This is a genomic window from Shewanella sp. QJM3NY_23, from assembly GCF_056173105.1.
The window spans coordinates 1,425,557-1,449,588 of record NZ_CM149657.1 but is presented as its reverse complement, the minus strand read 5'-3'; the positions used below and the strand labels follow the sequence as shown (position 1 = coordinate 1,449,588).

At 47.4% G+C, this 24,032-nt stretch carries 21 protein-coding genes; 10 read left to right on the top strand and 11 right to left on the bottom strand.

Going from position 1 to position 24,032, the window contains the following annotated elements; translation table 11 throughout:
• Positions 1 to 20 precede the first annotated feature (20 nt).
• Positions 21 to 1,340: a Na+/H+ antiporter family protein gene (locus AC0VXX_RS06685; RefSeq protein ID WP_475516461.1), complete on the top strand. Its 1,320-nt coding sequence runs from the start codon at positions 21 to 23 to the stop codon at positions 1,338 to 1,340.
• 133 nt (positions 1,341 to 1,473) lie between these two features.
• On the opposite strand, the gene ompW is transcribed toward AC0VXX_RS06685, so the two are convergent.
• The 4 genes from ompW to AC0VXX_RS06665 all read right to left on the bottom strand — a co-directional run bounded on the left by ompW (position 1,474) and on the right by AC0VXX_RS06665 (position 4,995).
• On the bottom strand, positions 1,474 to 2,121 hold the full coding sequence (gene ompW, locus AC0VXX_RS06680) for an outer membrane protein OmpW (protein ID WP_475516460.1): 648 nt from the start codon (positions 2,119 to 2,121) through the stop codon (positions 1,474 to 1,476).
• A 488-nt stretch (positions 2,122 to 2,609) separates the two neighbouring features.
• Positions 2,610 to 3,008 (bottom strand): YbaY family lipoprotein, encoded by a 399-nt coding sequence (locus tag AC0VXX_RS06675; RefSeq protein WP_475516954.1) that lies wholly within the window; start codon positions 3,006 to 3,008, stop codon positions 2,610 to 2,612.
• 97 nt (positions 3,009 to 3,105) lie between these two features.
• Positions 3,106 to 3,969, bottom strand: coding sequence for an acyl-CoA thioesterase II (tesB, locus tag AC0VXX_RS06670; protein WP_475516459.1), 864 nt, complete (start codon positions 3,967 to 3,969; stop codon positions 3,106 to 3,108).
• Between the two features lie 108 nt (positions 3,970 to 4,077).
• Positions 4,078 to 4,995 carry an SDR family NAD(P)-dependent oxidoreductase gene (locus AC0VXX_RS06665; protein ID WP_475516458.1) on the bottom strand — a complete coding sequence of 306 codons (918 nt, stop codon included), beginning with the start codon at positions 4,993 to 4,995 and terminating at the stop codon, positions 4,078 to 4,080.
• Between the two features lie 431 nt (positions 4,996 to 5,426).
• Here AC0VXX_RS06665 and AC0VXX_RS06660 point away from each other — a divergent pair, with 431 nt between their 5' ends.
• On the top strand, positions 5,427 to 6,305 hold the full coding sequence (locus AC0VXX_RS06660) for a 1,4-dihydroxy-2-naphthoate polyprenyltransferase (protein ID WP_475516457.1): 879 nt from the start codon (positions 5,427 to 5,429) through the stop codon (positions 6,303 to 6,305).
• Positions 6,306 to 6,433: 128 nt separating this feature from the next.
• On the opposite strand, the gene AC0VXX_RS06655 is transcribed toward AC0VXX_RS06660, so the two are convergent.
• Positions 6,434 to 6,979, bottom strand: coding sequence for an aldolase/citrate lyase/malate synthase family protein (locus tag AC0VXX_RS06655; RefSeq protein ID WP_475516456.1), 546 nt, complete (start codon positions 6,977 to 6,979; stop codon positions 6,434 to 6,436).
• A 187-nt stretch (positions 6,980 to 7,166) separates the two neighbouring features.
• Here AC0VXX_RS06655 and AC0VXX_RS06650 point away from each other — a divergent pair, with 187 nt between their 5' ends.
• Positions 7,167 to 8,699 carry a DUF3612 domain-containing protein gene (locus AC0VXX_RS06650; RefSeq protein ID WP_475516455.1) on the top strand — a complete coding sequence of 511 codons (1,533 nt, stop codon included), beginning with the start codon at positions 7,167 to 7,169 and terminating at the stop codon, positions 8,697 to 8,699.
• Positions 8,700 to 8,796: 97 nt separating this feature from the next.
• Here AC0VXX_RS06650 and gndA read toward each other — a convergent pair whose 3' ends face one another.
• Complete coding sequence (gene gndA, locus AC0VXX_RS06645; protein ID WP_475516454.1) at positions 8,797 to 10,338, bottom strand: NADP-dependent phosphogluconate dehydrogenase; 1,542 nt, start codon at positions 10,336 to 10,338, stop codon at positions 8,797 to 8,799.
• A gap of 236 nt (positions 10,339 to 10,574) precedes the next feature.
• Positions 10,575 to 11,015, bottom strand: a complete 441-nt coding sequence (locus AC0VXX_RS06640; protein WP_475516453.1) for a MarR family winged helix-turn-helix transcriptional regulator — start codon at positions 11,013 to 11,015, stop codon at positions 10,575 to 10,577.
• A gap of 327 nt (positions 11,016 to 11,342) precedes the next feature.
• Here AC0VXX_RS06640 and AC0VXX_RS06635 point away from each other — a divergent pair, with 327 nt between their 5' ends.
• Positions 11,343 to 12,341 (top strand): NADP-dependent oxidoreductase, encoded by a 999-nt coding sequence (locus AC0VXX_RS06635; RefSeq protein ID WP_475516452.1) that lies wholly within the window; start codon positions 11,343 to 11,345, stop codon positions 12,339 to 12,341.
• Between the two features lie 128 nt (positions 12,342 to 12,469).
• Here the strand turns inward: AC0VXX_RS06635 and AC0VXX_RS06630 are convergent, their stop codons facing one another.
• Positions 12,470 to 12,661, bottom strand: coding sequence for a DUF3185 family protein (locus AC0VXX_RS06630; protein ID WP_475516953.1), 192 nt, complete (start codon positions 12,659 to 12,661; stop codon positions 12,470 to 12,472).
• A gap of 76 nt (positions 12,662 to 12,737) precedes the next feature.
• Positions 12,738 to 13,199: an acyltransferase gene (locus AC0VXX_RS06625; protein WP_475516451.1), complete on the bottom strand. Its 462-nt coding sequence runs from the start codon at positions 13,197 to 13,199 to the stop codon at positions 12,738 to 12,740.
• Between the two features lie 273 nt (positions 13,200 to 13,472).
• On the opposite strand from AC0VXX_RS06625, the gene AC0VXX_RS06620 reads away from it, so the two are divergent.
• A complete protein-coding gene (locus tag AC0VXX_RS06620) occupies positions 13,473 to 14,165 on the top strand; it encodes a response regulator transcription factor (protein ID WP_475516450.1) in 693 nt (230 codons plus the stop codon).
• Positions 14,149 to 15,426 (top strand): sensor histidine kinase, encoded by a 1,278-nt coding sequence (locus AC0VXX_RS06615; protein ID WP_475516449.1) that lies wholly within the window; start codon positions 14,149 to 14,151, stop codon positions 15,424 to 15,426. The genes AC0VXX_RS06620 and AC0VXX_RS06615 overlap by 17 nt, the downstream gene beginning before the upstream one ends.
• Here AC0VXX_RS06615 and AC0VXX_RS06610 read toward each other — a convergent pair.
• Together AC0VXX_RS06610 and AC0VXX_RS06605 are read right to left on the bottom strand one after the other, a co-directional pair.
• On the bottom strand, positions 15,384 to 17,123 hold the full coding sequence (locus AC0VXX_RS06610; RefSeq protein WP_475516448.1) for a phosphoethanolamine transferase: 1,740 nt from the start codon (positions 17,121 to 17,123) through the stop codon (positions 15,384 to 15,386). The genes AC0VXX_RS06615 and AC0VXX_RS06610 overlap by 43 nt on opposite strands.
• 443 nt (positions 17,124 to 17,566) lie before the next feature.
• The gene (locus AC0VXX_RS06605) at positions 17,567 to 19,471 is read right to left on the bottom strand and encodes a propionyl-CoA synthetase (RefSeq protein WP_475516447.1); all 1,905 of its coding nucleotides are present in this window, start codon (positions 19,469 to 19,471) and stop codon (positions 17,567 to 17,569) included.
• Between the two features lie 287 nt (positions 19,472 to 19,758).
• Between AC0VXX_RS06605 and AC0VXX_RS06600 the strand changes: the two genes are divergently transcribed.
• The 4 genes from AC0VXX_RS06600 to AC0VXX_RS06585 all read left to right on the top strand — a co-directional run bounded on the left by AC0VXX_RS06600 (position 19,759) and on the right by AC0VXX_RS06585 (position 24,026).
• Positions 19,759 to 20,157 (top strand): MerR family transcriptional regulator, encoded by a 399-nt coding sequence (locus tag AC0VXX_RS06600; RefSeq protein ID WP_475516446.1) that lies wholly within the window; start codon positions 19,759 to 19,761, stop codon positions 20,155 to 20,157.
• 121 nt (positions 20,158 to 20,278) lie between these two features.
• Complete coding sequence (locus AC0VXX_RS06595; RefSeq protein WP_475516445.1) at positions 20,279 to 21,448, top strand: isovaleryl-CoA dehydrogenase; 1,170 nt, start codon at positions 20,279 to 20,281, stop codon at positions 21,446 to 21,448.
• Positions 21,449 to 21,542: 94 nt separating this feature from the next.
• The gene (locus AC0VXX_RS06590) at positions 21,543 to 23,150 is read left to right on the top strand and encodes a carboxyl transferase domain-containing protein (RefSeq protein ID WP_475516444.1); all 1,608 of its coding nucleotides are present in this window, start codon (positions 21,543 to 21,545) and stop codon (positions 23,148 to 23,150) included.
• Positions 23,151 to 23,195: 45 nt separating this feature from the next.
• Positions 23,196 to 24,026 (top strand): enoyl-CoA hydratase-related protein, encoded by an 831-nt coding sequence (locus tag AC0VXX_RS06585; protein WP_475516443.1) that lies wholly within the window; start codon positions 23,196 to 23,198, stop codon positions 24,024 to 24,026.
• Positions 24,027 to 24,032 lie beyond the last annotated feature (6 nt).

Genomic DNA, 24,032 nt, shown 5'->3' with positions numbered 1-24,032 from the left:
ACAATAAGCCAGAAAAATATATGAATGCAGTTGTTATTGCAGTTTGCTTGATGCTGGGGCTCAGCCTTGCAAGAGTTCACGTCGTTATCGCGCTCACCATCAGTGCGCTCGTAGCAGGCTTAGTGGGTGGCATGGATTTACAGCATACGGTCGATGCATTTAATACCGGACTCGGTGGTGGTGCTCAAATCGCACTCAGCTATGCCTTATTAGGCGCATTTGCCGTCGCCCTTTCTCACTCGGGTCTAACGACGTTAATTTCAACAAAAGTGATAGCCCAGCTGGGTAAAGAACAAAATAGTCGTAACATCAATCGCGTGCGCTGGTTACTGCTGCTTGCCCTATTGGCAATGGCCGTTTCTTCGCAAAATATTTTGCCTATCCATATCGCCTTTATTCCCATATTGATCCCGCCATTGCTACATGTCATGTCTAAATTACGTCTAGATCGCCGTTTAGTAGCGTGTGTACTCACCTTTGGTTTGGTCACCACTTATATGATCTTACCCATTGGCTTTGGCGGCATCTTCCTCAACGATATTTTGCTGTCTAACCTTAATAGCAATAATCTTGATGCCGTGCGCGAACAGATCCCAACGGCTATGTTGATACCCGCGCTTGGGATGATTGTCGGCCTGTTAGTCGCCACATTTATTAGCTACCGTAAGCCTCGTGAATATCAACAAGCAACAGCGTTAGTTGCCGAGCCAGAAGCCAACATTAATCGCCGCAATATTTTGATTGCCCTTAGCGCCATATTGGCCACACTACTGGTGCAACTCTACACTGGCTCGATGATTTTTGGCGCACTTGTTGGCTTTATCATCTTCAGTTTTTCAGGGGCGCTTAAGCATGTTGCCGACCAAGATATCTTTAATCAAGGCGTGCGCATGATGGCCAACATAGGCTTTATCATGATATCGGCTGCTGGGTTCGCCGCGGTGGTCAAAGAGACTGGTGATGTCAGTACCTTAGTTGAATCACTCTCTTACCTGATTGGCGATAATAAGGCGTTAGCGGCTTTCTTAATGTTAGTGGTTGGCTTGTTGATCACCATGGGCATTGGTTCATCATTTTCAACCATCCCTATCATCGCCACGATTTATGTGCCACTGGCCATGAGCTTTGGTTTTTCGGTTGCCGCAACGATTGCACTAGTCGGCACAGCTGCAGCATTGGGCGATGCAGGTTCACCAGCCTCAGACTCAACCCTAGGCCCGACTGCGGGTCTTAATGCCGACGGTCAACACGACCATATTCGCGACAGCGTGATCCCAACCTTCATCCACTATAATATTCCGTTGCTGATCTTCGGCTGGATTGCCGCTATGGTGTTGTGACCTTGATGCCATAACTTAGCTACTACAAACTTAGCGACTACATTTAAACTACCAAACTTAAGACTTAAGATACGAAAAAGGCAGCCACTTGGCTGCCTTTTCGCTAACTAAGATACACCAGTATTAATGGCGCTTAGAAAGTGTAACCCACACTGACCATATAAACCCATGGGTCGATATCTGTTTCAATCGTCACAGGAGCATCACCTAGATTGAATTTAACATCAGTGCTAATTTGTGCATACCAAACAGAGGCGTTTACCAGCCAGTTTTTATTCACTTGATAATCAAGACCTACCTGAGCTGCTAAGCCCCATGAGTTACTGATGCTTAGATCAGTCAAAGCACCATCCAAATCATTGGTAAAATCATTGTCGAAGAAATTAGTAAAGTTAACACCTGCACCAATATATGGACGTAACTTTGATTGAGCCGAACCAAAATAGTACTGTGCGACTAAAGTTGGTGGAAGATGTTTAGTCTCTGCAATTTTGCCGACACCATCTAAAGAAACATCGTGACTAAATGGTGTTGCCGCTAACAACTCAACCCCAATATTATCGGTTAGCATGTAACCAAAGTTTAGGCCTAACTGAGTGTTATCATCTACTTTGAATTCGCCAAAACCTGCCACATCTTGACTAGATTCATTTGGTGCAACCATCACCGCACCAGCGCGAACAATAATATCACCAGCTTGGTGAGCTGAAACCGCAGCGCTAAATCCGCCAGCGAGTAGGGTGGCAGCGACAAGACCTGAAACGAGAGATTTTTTCATCATACTACTCCATTAATACAATTGTGTATTGAGATTGTTATTAGCAATTTGCTTACATTTGCAGCCATCCTGCCAGCTCCCCCTTTGCTACATATTGATCTATATCAACAAAACAAATAACGCCACCATTGCAGGCGCATATCGGTGACGCGGATCACACCAAGAAAACTAATATTGATAATGCCCCTTTCTAATAAGTGACTTAAGTCAAATTAATGGCTAAGTCACATCTTACTGAGCTTACTTAGGAGCACTTAGCGCCACAAAGTTAAACCCACTTTTATTTAACAAGTGCTATACCCTGCTGAGTCATAATCGATACGAGAAAAGAAGAGAAGAGAAGATGAGAACAAATACCCAAAGCGCAGAGATAAGCCACGATGCCTCTATTTTAATAAAGGCTGATATCCCCCTTTAACAGCACACATGAAAAAGGAGCCGAAGCTCCTTTTGACTTAAATTGTATGTTCAGGCTACACGCCTAGCGTGACTTAACGACCACTAACAGGCTTCATAATCACTTCCGTTGTGTATTTACCATTATTGATCACCGGAAACTTATCGTACGTTTGAAAAATCACCATACCGTTATAGCGGATCATCGCAACGACCCCATAATTAATGCTGCTGTCGATAGTCTCTGCGGCAAAGGTGAATTTAAATGGCACTGGCACCTTCGCAATATTAAACGATTTCTGCGCCACAATAACCCCAGGTGTATCAAGATCGATAACAGCAATGGTAATAGCACTGCCTTGAGGTAAGGCTATACGCTCTAAATAACCTGCTGCCCCATTAACAATCACAGGCGGCTCGGGCTGAACAGTAACGCAAGCACTAAGCAACAATAAACAAAACAGCGTAATAAACCCTTTTACTTTAACTTTCATCATGTGCATCCCATTAACTCACCAAAAACTATCTCAAACTACGCCACTAAAGCCACATACACTCAGGTTTGCTCGCCGCAACTTATTCCATTAAAGCTCATCGCTGCGTTAAACGAATTAAACCTTCTTGGGTGGCAGATGCCACTAAGGTGCCATCTTCACTGTAAAACTCACCTCTGACAAACCCTCGACCACCCGACGCATTTGGGCTATCGATGCTGTAAAGCAACCACTGACTTAAATCTAAAGGACGGTGAAACCACATGGCATGATCTATCGTGGCCATACGCATACCTGGGGTTAAAAATGACACCCCATGGGGCTGCGCTGCAGTGACCAAAAAATTAAAATCCGAAGCATAGGCCAGTAGATATTCATGCACCGACAGATCATTGGGCACACTGCCGTTGGCGCGGATCCACACATAACGCTTAGGATCTGATGCCGCTGGCGCTACCGGGCTGCTGGGGTTCACTAAACGCATCTCTAGCGGGGAATCGGCCATAAACTTTTCAAGCACACGCGCTGGGACTTTGTCGCGCAGTGTCATCGCCAGTTCTTGCTGGTTCATTAATCCTTCAGGTCCGGGCACATTTGGCATCTGGCTCTGGTGTTCAAAACCTTGCTCATGAGCTTGAAACGAGCAGGTCATGTAAAAAATCGGCCGCCCTTTTTGAATTGCTTTCACTTTTCGCGCACTAAAGCTGCCACCGTCACGAACCACTTCGACATCGTACACTATTGGCTGTTTTTCATCGCCGGCGCGTAAGAAATAAGAGTGAAATGAATGAACTTGCCTTAAAGGGTCAACGGTTTGCGCCGCCGCGCTTAAGGCTTGGCCCATCACTTGTCCACCAAATACGTGACCGAAGCCTAAATCTTGGCTCTGGCCTCGATAAAGGCCAACCTCTATCTGCTCAAGCGACAGCAGCGATAACAGATCATCTAATACTTGACTCATTACACCTTACCGACAATATCTACCTAAATTAGACGACAAGCTTACCTTAGAAGACGTTCGTATGACTAGGGGCTAGCAGGAGCGGAAGGCTTTTAATTACGCGGTCAATTACTCAATCACAATATGATGCTCACCTGCACTTCTTTTAGCCCATGCAGTGACCTGAGCTTCGCCACTGGGATGAACTCGATAAGGACGCGCTTGCTTAAGCTCATGCCAATGGGCATGTATAACATTTGGATTGCACTCAGCATCGGTAATGCGCATGTGTTGAGATTCGGTAAACTTGCCGTGACTCACACTACCTGCAGCGACCAACAAATGCTGCCCAGTGGGCGCTAAAGTCGACGTTAAAAATAACATGACCGCATTCACCGATGAGGTCGAAAATAGTGGCTTAACTAATGGTGACAAATGATGTTCGGTCATTTGGGTCAATGCGTGGGGGGTAATCGAATTAACACAGATATTGCTATCAATACCTTCAATCGCCAGGCTATTAACTAAGCCAATTAATGCCATCTTACTGGTGGAAAAACAGCTTTCATGTCGATCGCCATATAAGGCGCTGGCACCACAGCTCATGAGTATGCGCCCATAACCTTGGCGTTTCATTTCAGGCCACACTAACTTGGTTAGCATAAAACTGCCATTGACATCGATGTCGAGTTGTTGCTGCCACTGGGCATAAGAAAGATCCTCAAACGCACAGGGACGATGAATACTGGCATTATTAATGACAATATCAATATGGCCCCAGCGAGCAAGAATTGCCTTAACCGCATCATTTAAACCCACACTATCACGCACATCTAGCTTAAAGCTCAAGGTCTGCGCGCCTAGCTCAGTTAAGGTTTGCGCTGTTTTGACTAGGCCAGTGTCTTGAGTAAGCACAGCTTTAGGATCGGCAATACCAGCATCAATAAGCGCGACATGCGCACCTCGCTCAGCAAGGGCAATGGCATAAGCTCGCCCTAAGCCCGCTCCGGCTCCAGTGATAACTGCCACCTGTTCATCAAAACGCATTAGCCATTTTCCTTATGTCATTGCCTTGTTGATGCTTCCCTACATCAAACTATTGCAACTAAATAATCTTATATTAATTAATTAGATAATAGTTAATTTGGCCATTAACCGACCTTACACTAGAGTCCTATGACAGCATATATGATGGTGATATTCTTTGAGGCCACCGACAAATATGAGTCAGGATCGGCAAGGCATTGTGCGCTCGTTCAAAGTTTGACGATTTAATTTTACAAATTAATAACAACAAAGTTATTTGCCCGACAAATAAAATGATAATGGCCGTTTTTGATAAAAATAGAACGAAGCAGTTCACATAACGCTAATGCAAGCACTGCAAGGCGTCATTGTTTTTTGCTATGCTATTGATTGACAGTCTCGAGCGAGTATCGCTCCCACCCCTATTCGGCTAAATAAGTACTAACACGACAATGAATCCTTGGATCCTGGCGACACGCCCACGCACTCTTCCTGCAGCTATTGGCCCTTTATTAGTAGGCAACATTTTAGCGATCAACCTAGCACAATTCAGCTGGTTCATCGCCGCTATCTCCATGTTATGTGGGGTTTTACTGCAAGTGGCAGTTAACTTAGCTAACGACTACTTTGACTTTAAAAGCGGTATCGACACCCATGAACGCTTAGGCCCAGTACGGGTAACACAGAGCGGCTTACTGGCGCCAGAAAAAGTGCGCAATGCCATGTTAGTCTGTCTGGCTCTGGCTTTAATGGTTGGCTCAATACTCATTTATCATGGTGGCTGGCCCATCGCGCTATTAGCGGTCTTGTCAATTTTAGGAGCCCTCGGTTATAGCGGCGGTCCCTATCCATTGGCGTCTCATGCATTGGGTGAAGTGGCGGCGTTTATCTTTTTTGGTTTAGTGGCTGTCGTGGGTAGCTTCTATCTGCAGGCTGGCACAACCAACACCGCAGCCTGGTTGCTTGGCAGTGCCATAGGCCTGTTTAATGCGGCCATCATGTTAGTGAATAACACCCGAGATATTCCAACCGATGCTAAAGCGGGTAAATTAACCTTGGCGGTCAAAATTGGTGAAGGTCAAGCGCGGGTGCTCTACCAAGCATTGGTTTATCTGCCTTTTGCGCTGATTATCGGCGGTTTTTTTCTGGGTTTATTACCTGGTTTACCAGTGCTATTGGGCGGTCTATCGCTGATTTTGGCGCGTAAACTCAACAGTGAATTTAGCCAAACATCCGGAGAAGCCTTAAACCCCTTATTGGGCAAAACGGCCAAATTAACGATTATTTTTAGTGCATTATTCAGTCTAGGCTTAGCGTTTAGCTTGGTATGATCCACCAAAGTTGATATGACACCGCTACAGTATACAAGTCACAACACATTAATAAGGCCAGTGAGTTCACTGGCCTTATTAATATTATTCGGTAGATAAATTTAGCGATAACCCCAAATTATCACTCTTTACACCTCGTATTCGGTACCATCTTTCGAGGTGAATTGCTTATTGCGACTTCCCGCCTGTCCGCTAACTAAACTCGTCCAACTGCGCTGTGATGGCGCCTGTTGACTGTTAACTATGGTCATTAATGTCGCTTCAACTTGCACATCGTCAATCCCTGCTAAGTCATTACAGCCATATTCACCACGACGATTGATTGACACTTCAACGTGAAAGCCATTGTTTTTCAGTACTAATGACGTCGGCTCACATTTATGCCCTGTTAACGCGACAAACTGTTTAGGTTCTGCCAACCCACTTTGACTACCGTCGGCAAAGAATGCCAATAACTGCTTATAATAAATCACATAACTGCATACATCCTGATGCGACCCATTACTCAACGGAAAGTGTTGATCCAGCACTTGCTTGGCATAGGCTGTCGCTTCACTGTCGCTGTGCTGCTCTAAGGCGGTGTTTGCGTTTGCATGTGTCATAGGCATTACCTGCTTGATGAAGTTGTAAATACTGTGGTCGATAAGATTAGATTGCTGTGTGTGAATATTCATAGCTTCATCCTCGTATATAATTTGGCACGTTTATCGCGTTTGGGGCATCTCAAAGCTGACTGACTAATGGGTATCGACTTTGCCGAAATACACTGCAATTACACTTTTCTCGATTGCTTGATTTGTAGTCTAGTCTTTTTTTCTTTACAATTTCACAATAGAAATTTCACAATGTGAATTTTACAAAATGAAAAACAACACAAGCTTAATGAGAAAGTCGCATTTTTTAGGAACCAAAATCCGGAACCTCAGAAAACGTAACAACCTTACTATGGAAGATTTGTCCGCCCGCTGTATCCGTGTGGATGCCGATTCGGCGCCCTCGGTCTCCTATCTGTCGATGATAGAACGAGGCAAACGTGTGCCTAGCGCCGGCATGTTAGCTGTGATAGCGGCGGTGTTTCAAAAAGAGGTCGACTGGTTTCTTGACGATGCGCCCGAGCAACAAGCCATCACCCCAGTTAAAGGTTCTCGCGGCGGTATCAGTGGTATGGCGTTAGAACCAAGCTTTTTGTTTTCCAATGAAATTTTACAAATTGCCATCCCTGAGATGTTGTCACAAACCGGCATCAGCGGCCGCCAATTTGCCCACCTGTTAATTCGCGCTCATCAGGAACATCACCAAAATCACTTTCCTGATCTTGAGCGCGCCGCTGAAGAAGTGGGCTTAAAACGCATGCCGCTCAGCCTAGATGATCTGCTGGAAATTGTCGCCAAGTTGGGATTAACAGTAAAATGGTTTACTCGCGCCCCTAAACAAATCCGCCTTGAAGCGGGCGCTAGCGATCAGCACATCATCACCTCTTATTTTGAAATGCCCAATAAGCTGTGCCTCAACAAATTACTCAACAATCACACTAATCGACTCAAATACGATTTAGCCGTCCACATAGGCCATTGTGTTTTACACAACAAAGATGGCTTAAAAAGCATTATGGTCGCGGGTCGAAGCCACGGCACTAGCCTAAGTGAAGACAGCTTTACCGCGCCGCAATCCTCCACTGTCGATGCACAAGATATTTTGCATGCTTGGCGTGATTTTGAGTCGAGTTTTTTTGCTGGCGCCCTGCTCTGTCCCAAAGTGCCCTTTAGGCAATTGCTCGACAGACACGGTTACGAAATTGATGTGGCTAAACGTGTTGGAGTGTCGGCTTCGGTGGCGATGCGCCGCATGACGGCCGTGTCACCTTATAGCCATTGGCACTATTTTGATGCCTACTCACCAGGAAAACTCAAAGCCGTCTACCGAGGCAATGGTATTCCGCTACCTTGGGGCAATATGCGCCAAGTTGAAGATCCCTGCCAGCACTGGGCGGTATTTAGAATGATCAATGCCACTTCGACGGGGTCTTCGGCACAGATCTCGATTTTAGATGTGGCTCAAGAGCCAAAAATTTACTGCTGTGAATCGATTAGGGTTAACGATCTGGCTGGCACGCCCCATGTGCTATGCGCCGGTATTGACCTCAACCCCGCCATCGAAGCTCAGGGCGGCGATGCACAAGCTATCGCCCATGAGCTGAAACAGGTCTGTGTCGATAACGGCGGCTCAGCTCACCTGCCCACCAGCATTAAAACGGATATTAAGCGCGTGGCGAGAATACTTAACATCAATTGGATTGAGCGCGGCATAGACAACGAAGCCAGATTGATCTGCTCGCGGGGCTCAACCTGCCCACGTAAACCCAGCTGTTACGCCAGCGGCACTTGCGGCGGATAGATAATCGTATCAGCGCTATCACAACGGCAAAGGCCACAGGGGAACCCGTGGCCTTTTGCTTATCCATATCTCAACGGTTAGATGTCATAACTATTGGCTATAACTTCACTAACGTACGTGGCTTGTGGCTCCAATTAAGGTGATATTTTTCCCCTACTGGAGTATCAACTCGCTCAAAACTATGGGCACCGAAGAAGTCACGTTGACCTTGTAATAGGTTAGCAGGCAAGGTGTCACAACGATAACTGTCATAATATGCCAATGCCGAGCCGATACAGGGTACAGGCACACCGCTTAACACGGCTTGGGCCACCGCCCTGCGCCAATCGAGCTGCTTGGTTGACAATGCTGCACTAAAGCTCTCGGCCATCAACAAGTTGCTCAGTTCCACCCCTTGTGTTTGCGCGGCTTGATAAGCCTCACTGATCGACTGTAAAAACTTAGCACGAATAATACAGCCAGCGCGCCATATCTTAGCAATTTCGGCAAAGTCCAATTGCCAACCTCTCTCGGTAGCCATCATCGCCATCAACTGAAACCCTTGGGCATAACAAGCAATCTTGGCGCAATATAAGGCGTTTTCTAACTGTTCGATAAACGTCGTCCGCTCACTGCCGATAAGCGCAGCCTTGCTTGGCCCCGCTAGGCACTGGCTTAATTGTTGACGCTGTGTTTTTTGAGTGCTCATTGCGCGGGCATAAACAGCTTCTGCAATAGTTGGCGCGGGAGTACCCACCTGTAAACTGCTTACCGCGGTCCACAAGCCGGTGCCCTTTTGTCCTGCTTTATCGAGGATCATCTCCACTAATGGCTTGTCTGTTAAAGGATCGACCTGAGCCAGCACCTCGGCACTTATCTCCATCAAATAGCTATTGAGGCTGCCTTGGTTCCAACGCGAAAAAACCTCACTCACCTCTAAGGCACTCATGCCACAGGTATCTGACAGCAACTGATAAGCTTCACAGATCAGCTGCATATCGGCATATTCGATACCGTTATGTACCATTTTGACATAATGCCCTGCGCCAGCAGGGCCAATATAGGTGGTACAGGGCTCTCCCTCTGTCACCGGGTTACCTGGCTCTTGTCGTTCAATCGGTAAGCCCGTTGCCGCATCCACTTTAGCGGCTATCGCTTGCCAAATGGGTTTAATATGCTCCCAGGCATTGATATCACCACTAGGCATCAATGATGGACCAAAACGTGCACCCATTTCACCACCCGACACAGCGCAGCTAAAAAAGATAAATTGACCCGCATAATGGGCTTCACGGGCGACGGTATCGGTCCATAGGCTGTTACCGGTATCAATGACAATATCATCGGCTTCAATGCCCGCATCAATCAGGGCACCGCAGACGCCATCGACAGGCTCCCCGGCAGGTACAGATAACACCACAATACGGGGTTTAGTGAGATTGGATAACATTTCAGAAAGATTATTACAGCCTTTAATACGCTGAGGCTGGCCGGCTAAGCGCTCTTGTTGTTCTTGTGCCAGTAAGCCATTAACTTTGTCATTATCTAGATCGAACGCAGCCACACGATAGTGGTTGTCGGCAATATTAAGTGCGAGGTTTTTTCCCATCACACCTAAGCCTATCATGCCAATATCGAGCAGTTCTGAATGATTTTGCATTACATGTGTCCCACAAAAAAAGCGATGAAAGAGGCCTGCCAATGATGGTGTTCACGCGATTTAAATCACATCTCAGGCCAAAAAGAGGAAAACACTAACAAGCCGATTGCTCATATTAAGCAAGCAATAAATTGATAATGATTATACAAAAATGAGTAACTTAATGACTAGGTATTATCCAATATCACTGGCCGCTGAAGAAAACACTGTATTTCAGTAAATCGCCAGCGTGCCCGTTACTGATTGAGCTCCGCCGTCAATGTGAGGCACAGATCGCGCATTTCATCGAGCTTGGCACCTGAAATGCTCACCTTATCCAATAATTGCTGCGTTAACGCCAAGGCAGCTTGTTTCAACGCCGCGCCCGCTAATGTCACATTAATCACTTTTTTACGCTCGTCGCGACTGTCGATCGTCCGCGCCACCAATCCCTTACCTTCAAGACGCTTAACTATGGGGGTCAAGGTGCCTAAATCGAGGCGTGTCGATTGAGAAAGATCCGTCAAACTGGCGCCATCGTGTAACCACAATGCTTGCATTACTAAGTATTGAGGATAAGTTAAATCACACTGTTCTAGCAGTGGGCGATAGGCCCGCACTAGGGCGTTCGCGGCAGTATATAAGGCAAAACAGACATTATCTGACAATGCAGGTTTCACTGTTGAGGTCGTTGCCATTGCAGTGTTCTCAGCAGCGTTAGGGGATAGGTTATCTGATGTGCTTGTCACTGATTTGCTCGCCACTGGGTTGCCCTTAAACTCGTTATTCACTGAAAAAGTAATTATAAAAATGGAGGATCAAAATGCGCCAGAAAAACTCAACCCATTCATTTTAGGTATTCTATACCCATAAAACGGTATAAATGCATGCCTACAATAGCAAACTTTATATGGGTTTCTGTTAACACCGATATTTAGTTTGCGCGCAAAGCATTTGCATTACTCAGGCTTTGAGAGTAGAGTTTACCACAATTAGTTAGCGCACAAAGCAAAATGAGGATTTTCATGCAAGCACAACACATTTTACTCCAATCTCGCCCAGAGGGTATGCCAACGGCAGCCAATTTCGCCTTAACTCAAGTCACCCTACCTGAGTTACAGCAAGGTCAGTTTTTAGTCAAAAACCTGTGGATGTCAGTTGACCCATACATGCGCGGCCGCATGATTGACAGAGAAAGTTATATCGCACCGTTCGCCTTAGGCGAAGTGCTTGAAGGTGGTGCCATCGGCGAAGTCATAGCGTCAAAGCACGCCGACTTCCCTGTTGGCAGCAAAGTGAGCAGCATGAATGGTTGGCGTACTCACTATGTCACCGACGGCAGCGATCACACTGTTTTACCTGAAACTCCCTTATGTGAGTCTCACTTTCTTGGCGTGTTAGGCATGCCAGGCATGACAGCATGGACAGGTTTAAACCGTATCGCCGAGCTCAAAGCAGGTGAAACCCTGTTTGTATCGGCCGCTTCTGGCGCTGTGGGTAGCGTGGCTTGTCAACTCGGTTTGTTAATGGGGGCCAAAGTAGTCGCCTCTGTGGGATCTGACGAAAAAGCCGCGAGCCTCAAAGCCATGGGCGTTGAGCAGGTGATTAATTACAAAACCACAACCGACTTAAGCGCCGCACTGCGCGCCGCTGCGCCTCAAGGTGTCGATGTGTATTTTGAAAATGTCGGTGGTGAGCACTTAGCCGCAGCGCTGGATAATATGAACGATCATGGCCGTATCGCCGTGTGTGGCATGATTGCCCAGTACAATGATACCGCGCCAACACCTGGGCCGAGTAACCTTGCTTATATTATTATGAAAAAGCTAAAAATTCAGGGCTTTATCGTATTTGAGCACTGGGAACATTATCCAGAGTTTACCCAGCAGATGGGTCAATGGTTAGCTAATGGCCAAGTGAAAGCCGAGCAAACTATCTATGAAGGTATCGAGCAAGCCCCTGCGGCATTTATCGGCCTGTTCGAAGGTAAAAACCGCGGTAAGATGGTGGTTAAACTCGCTTAAACGGCTGAATAAAAAGTCGTAAACTAAAAAGCCGACTAGTTAAAAGTCGGCTTTTTGAGTTTTGGTTATCAGACAACAAAGCCTAAAACAGGGCCTAAAACAGGCTTTAATCTACCAGCTGTCAGGGATTATTTTACCTTTAATAATCCGACAAAGACGCATAACCCGCCGCCCACCATACCTGCCCACGCTTCTAGTGGGGTATCGCCGCTGAACGCTCGGCTGATCTGCGAGCTTGCCGAATCATAAATGTTATAACCCCACACTGCCAACGCGACGCCAACAAGAATAAGCGCAATACCAATGACTTTATTGATCATCATGAATCTGTATCCTTTATTTTCAACCTTCGATATTGGCGACAACACATAAAAACTGACTCGCGTGTAAAGACAGTTAACTCGACGCAATGTGTTGACCCCAACGGACAAGCAGTAGACTGCCGCCAACAAATACCATGTTAAAACAAGCCCTAACCATCCAATGATAACTGGCGTATGACAATTTAAACTGCTTAGACACTATCACTATAATCCCCATCAATGTAAACCATGGGGTAAAAAAGAAAATCAACTGCCACGTGACCAACATAACGGCTACATCATGCAGTGTACCACTGACGCTAAACGTCACAACCGAAGCCAATCCTTTGGGGATAAATTGGCTTAAAGGCTTCATCACGTATCGAGATAAGTAATAGCCCCATATCGGATTCCAATAGTGCCAAAAGAGATGAAAGCCGCCTGCCCCCAATGAACGTTGCAACATATTGCGCATCGAACCTGACGCGCCAAGTGGTACCCCGTTGCGCTTTTTGACATACGCAGATAAAGATATCGATTTATGCTTACAGATCACACTCTCTCCCACCGCCTTTAGCTCACTGTGCTACCGTGCAGGGGATCACGCCAGATAATAAGCACAATATCACTTGATCTCATTTCGACTAAGCAGTTGACATAATGGAGTAACTTTATAGACTCATTGCCACTTAGGCTGCAATCATCTCATCGTTACCATTTTACGGTTGGCAGTCAACAATGGGCATTGCCCTAAAAGCGACAGCGTTACCCCAAACCCGATATCCCTAACACTGTCACGGCTCGCTCTGCCACTCACTGAGAAGTACATATGCGGATACTTGTAGTAGAAGACAATCCCGATATTTTAGTCAATATAGTGGATTACTTAACACTGAAACACTGTGTGGTTGATGCATTTTATAATGGCACTGCCGCGCTTAATCAGATAAGACAGCAAGAATACGATCTATTGGTGCTGGATTTATCCCTGCCAGGGCTAGATGGCTTAACCTTGTGTCAGCAATTACGCGCAGAACAAAACATGTTACCCATAGTGATGCTCACCGCCCGTGACACACTAGACGACAAACTGCACGGTTTTGATGCCGGAGCCGATGATTATTTAGTTAAACCCTTTGCCTTACCCGAATTATGGTCGCGTATTCAGGCAGTACTGAAACGCACTCAAAAACAACAGGTACGCCAGCTTCAAGTAGACGAATTGACACTGGATCTCGACCGCCTTCAAGCCAGTCGCAATGGTCACATCTTCAAGCTAAATCCTAAATGCTTAAAAATACTAGAAATATTAATGCGCCATTCGCCACATGTCGTCAGTCGCGACACCTTAACTAATCAGTTATGGGCCGATGACCCACCTGACTCGAACACCCTAAAATCGCATATTTATTTACTGCGTAATCAAATTGATAAATCTTTTGCTTACCCATTACTGCATACCGTACATGGTCAAGGTTATTGCTTAGCCGCCAAGGAGGATACCGATGCGGCTAACCATTAAATCTCGGCTGCAACTGGCACTTAATTTGGTGATAGTCTCGATTAGCACGTTAGCAGCAGCTGGTATGCTATTGCTGGTATTCTGGTTTGAAGACACACTATTTTATAACCATTTGCAGAGCGACCTCACCGATCTCATTAGTCATCATCAGGGCGTTACGGAGCCGCTGGTGTTACCTATGACCGATACGGTTTACTACAAACTGCCCAAAAACGATCAAAACCTGTTACCCGAAGCCTTTCGGGATTATCCCCAAGGCGGACATGAAATACTGCTCCCCAACAAGGCCTATAACTTATTCGTACGTAATGAGCTTGGTTGGAAACATGTGTTAGTGCAGGATCAAAGTGAATTTGAACGTTATGAGCTGTTGGTGTTTATAGGGGTCAGCTTTGGCGTCTTACTGGTGTGGATGCTCGGCTTTGGTTTATCTCGACATTTAAGCCGACAGATCTTACAGCCAGTATCGCAACTGGCAAGCGAGGTGGCCAACCTGCCGCAACAAACGGGCAATCGACTCGAACTACATTACCCCAATGATGAAACCGGCCAACTGGCACGCAGTTTCGATCATTATGTATTGCAAGTGAACGAGCTCTTACTGCGAGAGCAGCAATTTGCCGCCAACGCCAGCCATGAATTACGCACACCTATGATGGTGATCCGAGGCGCACTAGATATGCTGGCTGAAAGTGAAGTCCCCCCCGCCATAGCCCGCCAATTACAACGTATAGACGGGGCGCTTGGGCAAATGCAACAGCAGACTGAGCTCTTTTTACAGTTATCGCGCACGCCAGATTCACTGTCGGGTAATAACGAGCTCAGCCCATTAGCCAAACTCGCAGCCGCCCAATTAGCCCATTGGCAGCCACTGGCCGATAACCAAGGCTTGCAGTTAACTTTAGAGGTGGTCGAACAAGCCCCGCCTCAACCCGCTAACATGATGGTTGCCGTGTTAAATAATCTATTGCGTAATGCCATACAGCACACAGCTAGCGGCGGCATTACAGTCACCATCACTGCACATTACCTGCGCGTATCTGATACTGGCAGCGGCATGAGCGACGAGCTACAAATCAAGGCGCGAGAACGCGGCGTTAATGTGGCCAACCCCGCAGGCTATGGCTTGGGGTTGGCAATTATAGAGCGGATTTGTGAACATCAAGGCTGGCGACTCATCTTATCATCCCCAGAGAACAGCGGCACCCAAGCCACCATCTACTTTGCCGCTAACGAGATTGACGATAAGGCTTTATCCTGACGACAAACATTAAAAATATCCAGCTGGGGTCGATAAACCTGGGTCGATACATCCAGTAAACCCAACATGGAGTCAAACAGATTGTCATGAGAATATCCCTCTTGCTGAGCCAGCCTAGTTAAACAGCTTTCATCTAGCTGTTTATCGGCGGCAAAGGTGTCTGAAAACCAGGTCAGCATAGGGACATGGGTTTGTTCTGTCGTCGCCAGCGCATAGGGCATCCCATGCAAGTACATGCCCGACTCCCCGAGCGACTCACCATGATCAGACACATACAGTAAGCCAGTATCCAAATCTTGACGTTGACGTAATTGCTCAATTACCTGAGCAATAATGTAATCAGAATAATACAAGGTATTGTCATAGGTATTATTTAACTGCCTTGCATCGCAGTTTTGAATGTCACTGCGCTGACAATCGGGTTGAAAATGCGCAAATGCTTGAGGATAACGTTTGTAGTAAGTGGGACCATGACTGCCCACCATATGCAGCACTATCACGCTCTGCTGCGCATCGAGCTTGTTGAGCTGCTCCTGCAACCCTTCTAATAACACCTGATCCTGACAATAGTCGCCATCACACACGGGATTATTTGCATCAGGTTTAAACTCTACCGTCTGAATACGAGCGCAAACCCCTTTACAACCGCCGTCATTTTCTAACCACACAGTATTGATCCCCGCCCTGTGGATGATATCCATTAAGTTATCTTGGTTTTCGGCGTCGCTACCTGAAAATTCCTGCCGAGATTGACGCGAGAACATACAAGGCACCGAAATGGCCGTCGCCGTACCACAGGAAGAGACATCCTGAAAATAGGTGATACCTAACGGCTTAGTAAATGCATTGGTGTCACGCTCATAACCACCATGTTGAAAATTAGCCGCACGTGCCGTCTCACCGACCATCAACACCATGACCTGTTTACGACTCGCCGAAGACTTAGCGGTTAATGTGGCGTCTTCACCTAACATTTGATACGGCTTAGGAAGGGTAAAATAGGTTGATTTAAGATAACCATAAAGGCTATGGCTAAAATGAGTGGGAATGATCATCTTATTAAGGTAATGGTTATTGCGGCCCACAGAGGCATAGTCTTTATAGTAAAGAGCTGCAATCGCCAAAATCACCAACAAAGAGATCACAATAGAGACCAACTTCATCGCCAACTCACGCCAAATGGTGCTGCGCCGAATAGGCAATTTCACAATTAGCACTGCAGGCAACAACCCGGTAAACACAAACCATAATAAAGCGCTGAGCGTGAAATAAGATTTGGCTTCACCTGAGTTAGTTTGCATCACATTGACCAGCATGTCGCGATCGACAATGGTGCCGTAGTTATACATGGCATAGCTCAGTAGCGACGAGATAATGATCAGAGGTACCAACAACCATTTTTCACACCGAAACACGGTCAACAGGCTAAAAATCCCATTAAAGGCTGCAATAAAAAACAGCGGAATGCTTAACACAAACCCTAGGTTAACGTCACTCAACCCTTCTAGTATGCCAAAGAGCTTGACCAACAAGGCCACATTAAGCACCAGAAAAAAATAACACGACACTAATAAGATAAGCCGCGCAGGCGTCAGCGCAATAGCTCCGCCATTAGGGCTGTCTACTGCACCCGGTTTTTCGTTCGCATTTGAGAACTCGTTAACACTTGCAAGTAAAGGTTTAGTCAATAAGGCCATAACTGGCTTCCATACTGAGAGACAATAATCAGCATGTTATGCTTACGAAAGTAAAAAAAAGGTCAAATGACGAATGTAATTTAGCCGTTAACAAGACTTTATTAGCGGCAATGCATTGACAGTTGCTCCAAGCAAATGTTCTTTTTCACGGCGACGACAGGCTGAATAAAGTACAGTGATTGGCTACTGCGATAGCATGCTGTGATGGCGTGCAGCGGCAGGCAGTTTCAGTTAAGTGTAAGCCCTAACGATTTTCATCACACTTGGCTTTTGTAAATAAATGCAATGTAGCCAAACTCACATCGCCTACACCTAAGGCATTGCGTTTGAGATGACATATAAGTCGTGAGCAGCTTAGTAATGAGTAACGCTGAAATGATAGCAGTATGACTTAAAATGAAAAGGGCCAGAAGGCCCTTTTCATACAAGCTTAATCGCGAGCCTTACACATGGGCATCGGCATAGCCCATCCGGGTTAATACATTACGCACTAGCTCTAATGTATAAGGATCTTCAATGGTCGCTGGCATATTAAAGGTCTGATTATCGGCAATTTTACGCATAGTACCGCGTAAAATCTTACCCGAGCGTGTCTTAGGTAATTTAGGCACGGCACTGACTAACCTAAACGCGGCCACAGGGCCAATCTGCTCGCGCACAAGGGCTGTCAGTTCTTTATGCAGCTGCTCATCACTTAAGGTGCAGCCTTTTTTAAGCACCACCAACCCCAGCGGCACCTGCCCTTTAAGCTTATCGTCAACACCGATCACCGCCGCTTCAGCCACGGCTTCATGCTGACATAACACCTCTTCAAAACGGCCGGTCGATAAACGGTGGCCGGCGACATTAATGATGTCGTCGATACGACTCATAATATACAAGTATCCCTCTTCATCCATATAACCCGCATCACCAGTGAGATAGAAACCTGGGTACATAGACAAGTAACTTTCTTTATATCGCGCCTCATTTTGCCATAGTGTCGCCAAGGTGCCGGGTGGCAGTGGCAGCTTTATCACCACATTACCCGTTTGATTAGCCGCAACGCGCTCGCCCATCTCATCAACCACTTGCACGTCATAACCCGGCACCGCTAATGCAGGGGAGCCCGCCTTAACGGGTACAGGTGCAGTGCCCATCATGTTGGCGGCTACTGGCCAGCCAGTCTCGGTTTGCCACCAATGATCGATAACCGGTTTGTTCAGCTTGTGCTCGGCCCAATGTAAGGTATCGGGATCGCAGCGTTCACCCGCTAAAAACACCGTTTGTAGACAACTTAAATCAACATCTTTTATAAAATCGCCATCAGGATCGTCGCGCTTAATGGCACGAATCGCGGTCGGTGCAGTAAAGAAGCTCTTCACCTGATATTTAGCAATAGTTCGCCAGAAAATACCGGGGTCCGGCGTGCCGACAGGCTTGCCCTCAAACAACAAGGTGGTAGCTCCGGCTAACAGTGGCCCATACACTATGTAGGAGTGCCCCACCACCCAACCGACATCCGATGCCGCCCAAAACACATCGCCGGTATGTATGTCGTAAATATTTTTCATCGACCACGCCAGCGCCACCGCATGGCCGCCGTTGTCACGCACCACACCTTTAGGTTGACCAGTGGTGCCAGAGGTATAAAGCACATATAAGGGATCGGTCGCCTCCACAGGCTGACAACCAATATTAGGCGCATCGACCATAGCAGATTGCCAATCCACATCACGGCCATCAACTAAATCCGCATGCAGTTGGTGACGATTGAGAATAAGGCATTGGTTCACATGATGGGTCGCTTGATTCAGGGCATCATCGAGTAAGGGTTTATATGCCACCACGCCCGAAGGTTCGATACCACAAGATGCCGATAAGATCATTTTCGGCTTAGCATCATTAATACGCGTCGCCAGCTCATTGGCCGCAAAACCACCAAACACCACCGAATGGATTGCACCGAGTCGCGCACAAGCCAACATGGCATAGGCCGTTTCTGGGATCATCGGCATATAGATGATCACTCTATCGCCTTTACTCACCCCTTGGCTTGCCATATACCCTGCCAGACGGCTCACCTGAGCTTGCAGTTCAGCATAAGTAACACCATATTCAATATCGGTTATCGGACTGACATATTGAATCGCCACTTGCTCGCCGCGCCCCGCCTCCACATGGCGGTCAACGGCGTTATAACAGGTATTAATTTCGCCACCGCTAAACCAGCGATACATAGGCGCTTGACTGTCATCTAGTACCTTGTCAAAGGGTTTATCCCAGTCAAGCGCAGCGGCAGCATCCGCCCAAAATGCGTCTGGCTGCTCAATAGATTGTTGGTGTAATTGGTTATGTAACGCCTTCATTTGCCTCTCCCCGAATGACATGGGCTATCGCCCATATCGGTTGCCGCTCACTCTGTGTTTTGCCTCGTGATACAACGAGGGCCAGTTGATAGCATTATGAGACACGACACGCCTTTGCCCATTAGACCTTTGCATAATGGGCATCCGCTAAACAATCTAACCACCTGTTACCAAAAGGCTTAATAGTTTACTTATACGTGATACGTACATTTTACCGCCTAAAATCTTTACCTTTACGTAAACTTCATATATCGTTCTAGCAATGTTAATTGTTATGGTATTTTTTGATGAGCGACAAACACACCACACAGACAACTTATTCTATTAGCGATCTGTCAAAAGAGTTCGATATTACTACCCGTAGTATCCGCTTTTATGAAGATCAAGGGTTGCTAAAGCCTAAGCGCCGTGGGCAAACCCGTATCTATGGCCTCAAAGATAGAGTGCGTCTAAAACTGATTTTACGCGGTAAGCGCCTCGGCTTTTCTCTAGCCGAAACCCGCCGTTTATTCGAGCTTTATGACGCCGACAAAAATAGCAGCACCCAGCTACACACCATGCTCGATCTCGTCGAAGAGAAAAAGTCAGCACTGCAGCAGCAGATGGACGACATCAAGGTGGTATTGATGGAGCTCAATTCTGCCGAACAACAATGCCGCGCAGCACTAGAGCTGCAACAACAATAACCTTGGACGCATACACCATACCCAATTAACACAAGCCGTTGATAAGCAATAAAAGATTACGAAAAAAAACCAATACTAAAAAATATAATAATTATAAAAATCAGACCTGTAGGATATAACAATGACTCAACTCTACTCCTCTCTCAATTTTGGTCTCGGTGAAGATGTCGACATGCTGCGTGATGCAGTACACAGTTTCGCCGCCAATGAAATCGCCCCTATCGCCGCTAAGGTTGATGCGGAAAATGCCTTCCCTAATGAGCTCTGGCCCGTACTCGGTGACATGGGCTTGTTAGGCGTTACTGTGCCTGAAGAGTACGGCGGCGCCGACATGGGCTACCTAGCGCATGTGGTAGCGATGGAAGAGATTTCGCGTGCATCGGCGTCTATTGGCCTGAGCTACGGCGCGCACTCTAACCTGTGCGTTAACCAAATTAATCGCAACGGCAACGCCGAGCAAAGGGCTAAATATCTGCCTAAGCTGGTGAGCGGCGAGCATATTGGCGCCTTAGCCATGAGTGAGCCCAATGCGGGCTCCGATGTAGTTTCAATGAAACTGCATGCGCGCAAAGAGGGCGATCGTTATATCCTCAATGGCAACAAGATGTGGATCACCAATGGGCCTGACGCCCACACTTACGTGATTTACGCTAAAACTGACCTAGATAAGGGCCCACACGGGATCACGGCGTTTATCGTCGAGCGTGGCTCTAAAGGCTTTAGTCAGGCACAAAAACTCGACAAGCTCGGCATGCGCGGCTCAAACACCTGTGAATTGGTATTTGAAGATTGTGAAGTCCCAGAAGAGAACATCTTAGGCGGCCTCAATAACGGCGTAAAAGTGCTGATGAGCGGCCTAGATTACGAGCGAGTAGTCCTGTCTGGCGGCCCACTTGGCATTATGACTGCCTGCATGGATATTGTGGTGCCCTACATCCACGAGCGTGAGCAGTTTGGTCAATCTATCGGTCAGTTCCAGTTGGTTCAGGGCAAATTAGCCGACATGTATACCGGCATGAACGCGGCAAAATCTTATATCTATAACGTTGCTAAATCTTGCGACCGTGGTGAAACCACCCGCAAAGATGCCGCTGGCGCGATTCTCTACTCGGCGGAACTTGCCACCAAAATGGCGCTCGATGCCATTCAACTGCTCGGCGGCAACGGTTACGTCAACGAGTACGCGACAGGCCGCTTACTGCGTGATGCCAAGCTATATGAGATTGGCGCAGGCACCTCGGAAATTCGCCGCATGCTGATTGGCCGAGAACTGTTTAACGAATCTAAATAGTTAATCGCTTATCGATGGCCGAGCCACTTCTCGGCCTTTGATGAGGGCTAATGCCTCATCAGATACCATCACAGTTTACAAAAGGAACATTGACGTGACGCAACTGAGTAGTCGAATCAATCCCCGCAGCGATGAGTTCAAAACCAAACAGCAACAGATGGCGAGTGTCGTCGCCGATCTCAAACTCAAACTCGCTGAAATTGAACAAGGTGGCGGTGCTGTCGCTATGGAGCGTCATCTTGCTCGCGGCAAGTTATCGCCTCGCCAACGCGTCGAGAAACTGCTCGACTCTGGCTCGCCTTTTCTAGAAATATCGCAATTTGCCGCCTATGAGGTGTATGACGATGTGGTGCCCGCAGCAGGCATCATCGCCGGCATTGGCAGAGTCAGCGGCGTCGAATGTATGGTGATAGCCAACGATGCCACGGTTAAAGGCGGCACTTACTATCCGCTGACCGTTAAAAAGCATCTACGAGCGCAAGATATTGCTAAGCGTTGCCATCTACCCTGCATCTATTTGGTCGATTCGGGTGGCGCTAACCTACCACGCCAAGATGAAGTGTTCCCGGACCGCGATCATTTTGGGCGTATCTTCTATAACCAAGCACAAATGTCAGCATTAGGCATTCCTCAAATTGCGGTGGTCATGGGCTTATGCACCGCAGGTGGCGCTTACGTACCAGCCATGGCCGATGAGTCCATTATCGTTAAAGAGCAAGGCACCATCTTTTTGGCTGGCCCGCCATTAGTTAAGGCGGCAACCGGTGAAGAGGTCTCGGCCGAAGAGCTTGGCGGCGCCGAAGTGCACACCAAAATTTCTGGCGTTGCGGATCATTTGGCGCAAAACGATGAGCACGCCCTCGAGCTTGCCCGCAAAGCCGTCACGCGCCTCAATCACAACAAACAGATTGAAAGCTTATTAAGCCCAGCCACACCACCTAAGTTTGATATTAATGAGCTCTACGGCATTGTCGGCACCGATCTTAAAAAGCCGTTCGATGTCAAAGAGGTGATTGCCCGTATCGTCGATGACTCTGATTTCGATGAATTCAAAGCCAACTATGGCGCGACGCTCGTGTGCGGCTTTGCCCGCATTCATGGCTACCCCGTGGGTATTGTGGCTAACAACGGCATCTTGTTTTCCGAGTCGGCGCAAAAAGGCGCTCATTTTATTGAGCTCTGTTGCCAGCGCAAAATACCGCTGCTGTTCTTGCAAAATATCACCGGCTTTATGGTGGGTAAAAAGTATGAGCATGAAGGCATAGCCAAACACGGCGCCAAAATGGTGACTGCCGTATCTTGTGCTAATGTGCCTAAATTTACGGTAATTATTGGCGGCAGCTACGGCGCGGGTAACTACGGCATGTGTGGCCGAGCCTTTGAACCTACTATGATGTGGATGTGGCCAAATGCGCGCATCTCTGTGATGGGTGGCGAACAAGCGGCTGGCGTATTGGCCACGGTTCGTCGTGATGGACTCGCTCGTAAAGGAGTTGAGTGGTCGAGTGAGGATGAAGCGGCATTTCGCGCGCCAATCGTCGAGCAATATGACAAAGAGGGTCACCCTTACCATGCCAGTGCTCGCCTCTGGGATGATGGCATTATCGATCCTGCGCAAACACGCGATGTTGTCGGCTTAGCCTTGTCAGCCGCCTTAAATGCCCCGGTTCAAGAAACCAAGTTTGGTGTGTTCCGCATGTAAGCGGCCATTAACTTCGATTTCTCAACGTAGGCAAAGGATGCAAACATGACCGACAAGACAGCACTAGACATTCATTTAAACAATAAGTTAGACACAGGGTTTCAATATCTCAGCTGCGCCTTAAACCATGGCGTCGGCGAGATGGTGCTTAACCGCGCCGATAAACATAACGCCTTCGATGAGGTGATGATTCGCGAGATGATCGCAGCGCTAAACCATTTTGCCAGCAATGATGACTGCCAAGTGTTAGTGCTCAAGGCCAATGGTAAAAACTTTAGCGCGGGCGCCGATCTTAACTGGATGCGCAAACAAGCTAAGATGGATTTTGAGCAAAACCTGGCCGATGCCAATGAGCTAGCCACCTTGATGCATACATTAGATAAATTTCCTAAACCGACCATTGCGCTGGTACAAGGCGCCGCCTTTGGCGGTGCGCTCGGCCTTATCTGCGCAAGCGACATCGCTATCGCCAATGAGCACGCCAGCTTTTGCTTAAGCGAAGTCAAGCTCGGGCTCATTCCTGCGGTGATAAGCCCATATGTGGTGCGCGCCATGGGGCAACGCGCCTCGCGCCGCTATATGTTAACCGCCGAGCGCTTTAGTGCCCAAACGGCATTAAAGCTCAATGTTATCCATGAGATAGCTGATAATCTCGATGCTGCAGCCGCGCCGATTATCACAGCACTCCTAAGCAATAGTCCTCAAGGCATGGCATGGGTCAAAACCTTATTGTCTCGCTTAGAAGATGGCGTTATCGATGACGATACATTGCGCTACACCAGCGAGCGCATCGCCCGCATTCGTGTATCAGACGAAGGTCAAGAGGGACTCAATGCCTTTTTCGATAAACGTAGCCCAGATTGGAAAGCGATATGAAAACAG

Excerpts from the sequence above, each read along its gene's own strand:
- AC0VXX_RS06685 (WP_475516461.1), top strand. The coding sequence starts at position 21 with ATGAATGCAGTTGTTATTGCAGTTTGCTTGATGCTGGGGCTCAGCCTT.
- ompW (WP_475516460.1), bottom strand. The coding sequence starts at position 2,121 with ATGATGAAAAAATCTCTCGTTTCAGGTCTTGTCGCTGCCACCCTACTC.
- AC0VXX_RS06675 (WP_475516954.1), bottom strand. The coding sequence starts at position 3,008 with ATGAAAGTTAAAGTAAAAGGGTTTATTACGCTGTTTTGTTTATTGTTG.
- tesB (WP_475516459.1), bottom strand. The coding sequence starts at position 3,969 with ATGAGTCAAGTATTAGATGATCTGTTATCGCTGCTGTCGCTTGAGCAG.
- AC0VXX_RS06665 (WP_475516458.1), bottom strand. The coding sequence starts at position 4,995 with ATGCGTTTTGATGAACAGGTGGCAGTTATCACTGGAGCCGGAGCGGGC.
- AC0VXX_RS06660 (WP_475516457.1), top strand. The coding sequence starts at position 5,427 with ATGAATCCTTGGATCCTGGCGACACGCCCACGCACTCTTCCTGCAGCT.
- AC0VXX_RS06655 (WP_475516456.1), bottom strand. The coding sequence starts at position 6,979 with ATGAATATTCACACACAGCAATCTAATCTTATCGACCACAGTATTTAC.
- AC0VXX_RS06650 (WP_475516455.1), top strand. The coding sequence starts at position 7,167 with ATGAAAAACAACACAAGCTTAATGAGAAAGTCGCATTTTTTAGGAACC.
- gndA (WP_475516454.1), bottom strand. The coding sequence starts at position 10,338 with ATGCAAAATCATTCAGAACTGCTCGATATTGGCATGATAGGCTTAGGT.
- AC0VXX_RS06640 (WP_475516453.1), bottom strand. The coding sequence starts at position 11,015 with ATGGCAACGACCTCAACAGTGAAACCTGCATTGTCAGATAATGTCTGT.
- AC0VXX_RS06635 (WP_475516452.1), top strand. The coding sequence starts at position 11,343 with ATGCAAGCACAACACATTTTACTCCAATCTCGCCCAGAGGGTATGCCA.
- AC0VXX_RS06630 (WP_475516953.1), bottom strand. The coding sequence starts at position 12,661 with ATGATCAATAAAGTCATTGGTATTGCGCTTATTCTTGTTGGCGTCGCG.
- AC0VXX_RS06620 (WP_475516450.1), top strand. The coding sequence starts at position 13,473 with ATGCGGATACTTGTAGTAGAAGACAATCCCGATATTTTAGTCAATATA.
- AC0VXX_RS06615 (WP_475516449.1), top strand. The coding sequence starts at position 14,149 with ATGCGGCTAACCATTAAATCTCGGCTGCAACTGGCACTTAATTTGGTG.
- AC0VXX_RS06610 (WP_475516448.1), bottom strand. The coding sequence starts at position 17,123 with ATGGCCTTATTGACTAAACCTTTACTTGCAAGTGTTAACGAGTTCTCA.
- AC0VXX_RS06605 (WP_475516447.1), bottom strand. The coding sequence starts at position 19,471 with ATGAAGGCGTTACATAACCAATTACACCAACAATCTATTGAGCAGCCA.
- AC0VXX_RS06600 (WP_475516446.1), top strand. The coding sequence starts at position 19,759 with ATGAGCGACAAACACACCACACAGACAACTTATTCTATTAGCGATCTG.
- AC0VXX_RS06595 (WP_475516445.1), top strand. The coding sequence starts at position 20,279 with ATGACTCAACTCTACTCCTCTCTCAATTTTGGTCTCGGTGAAGATGTC.
- AC0VXX_RS06585 (WP_475516443.1), top strand. The coding sequence starts at position 23,196 with ATGACCGACAAGACAGCACTAGACATTCATTTAAACAATAAGTTAGAC.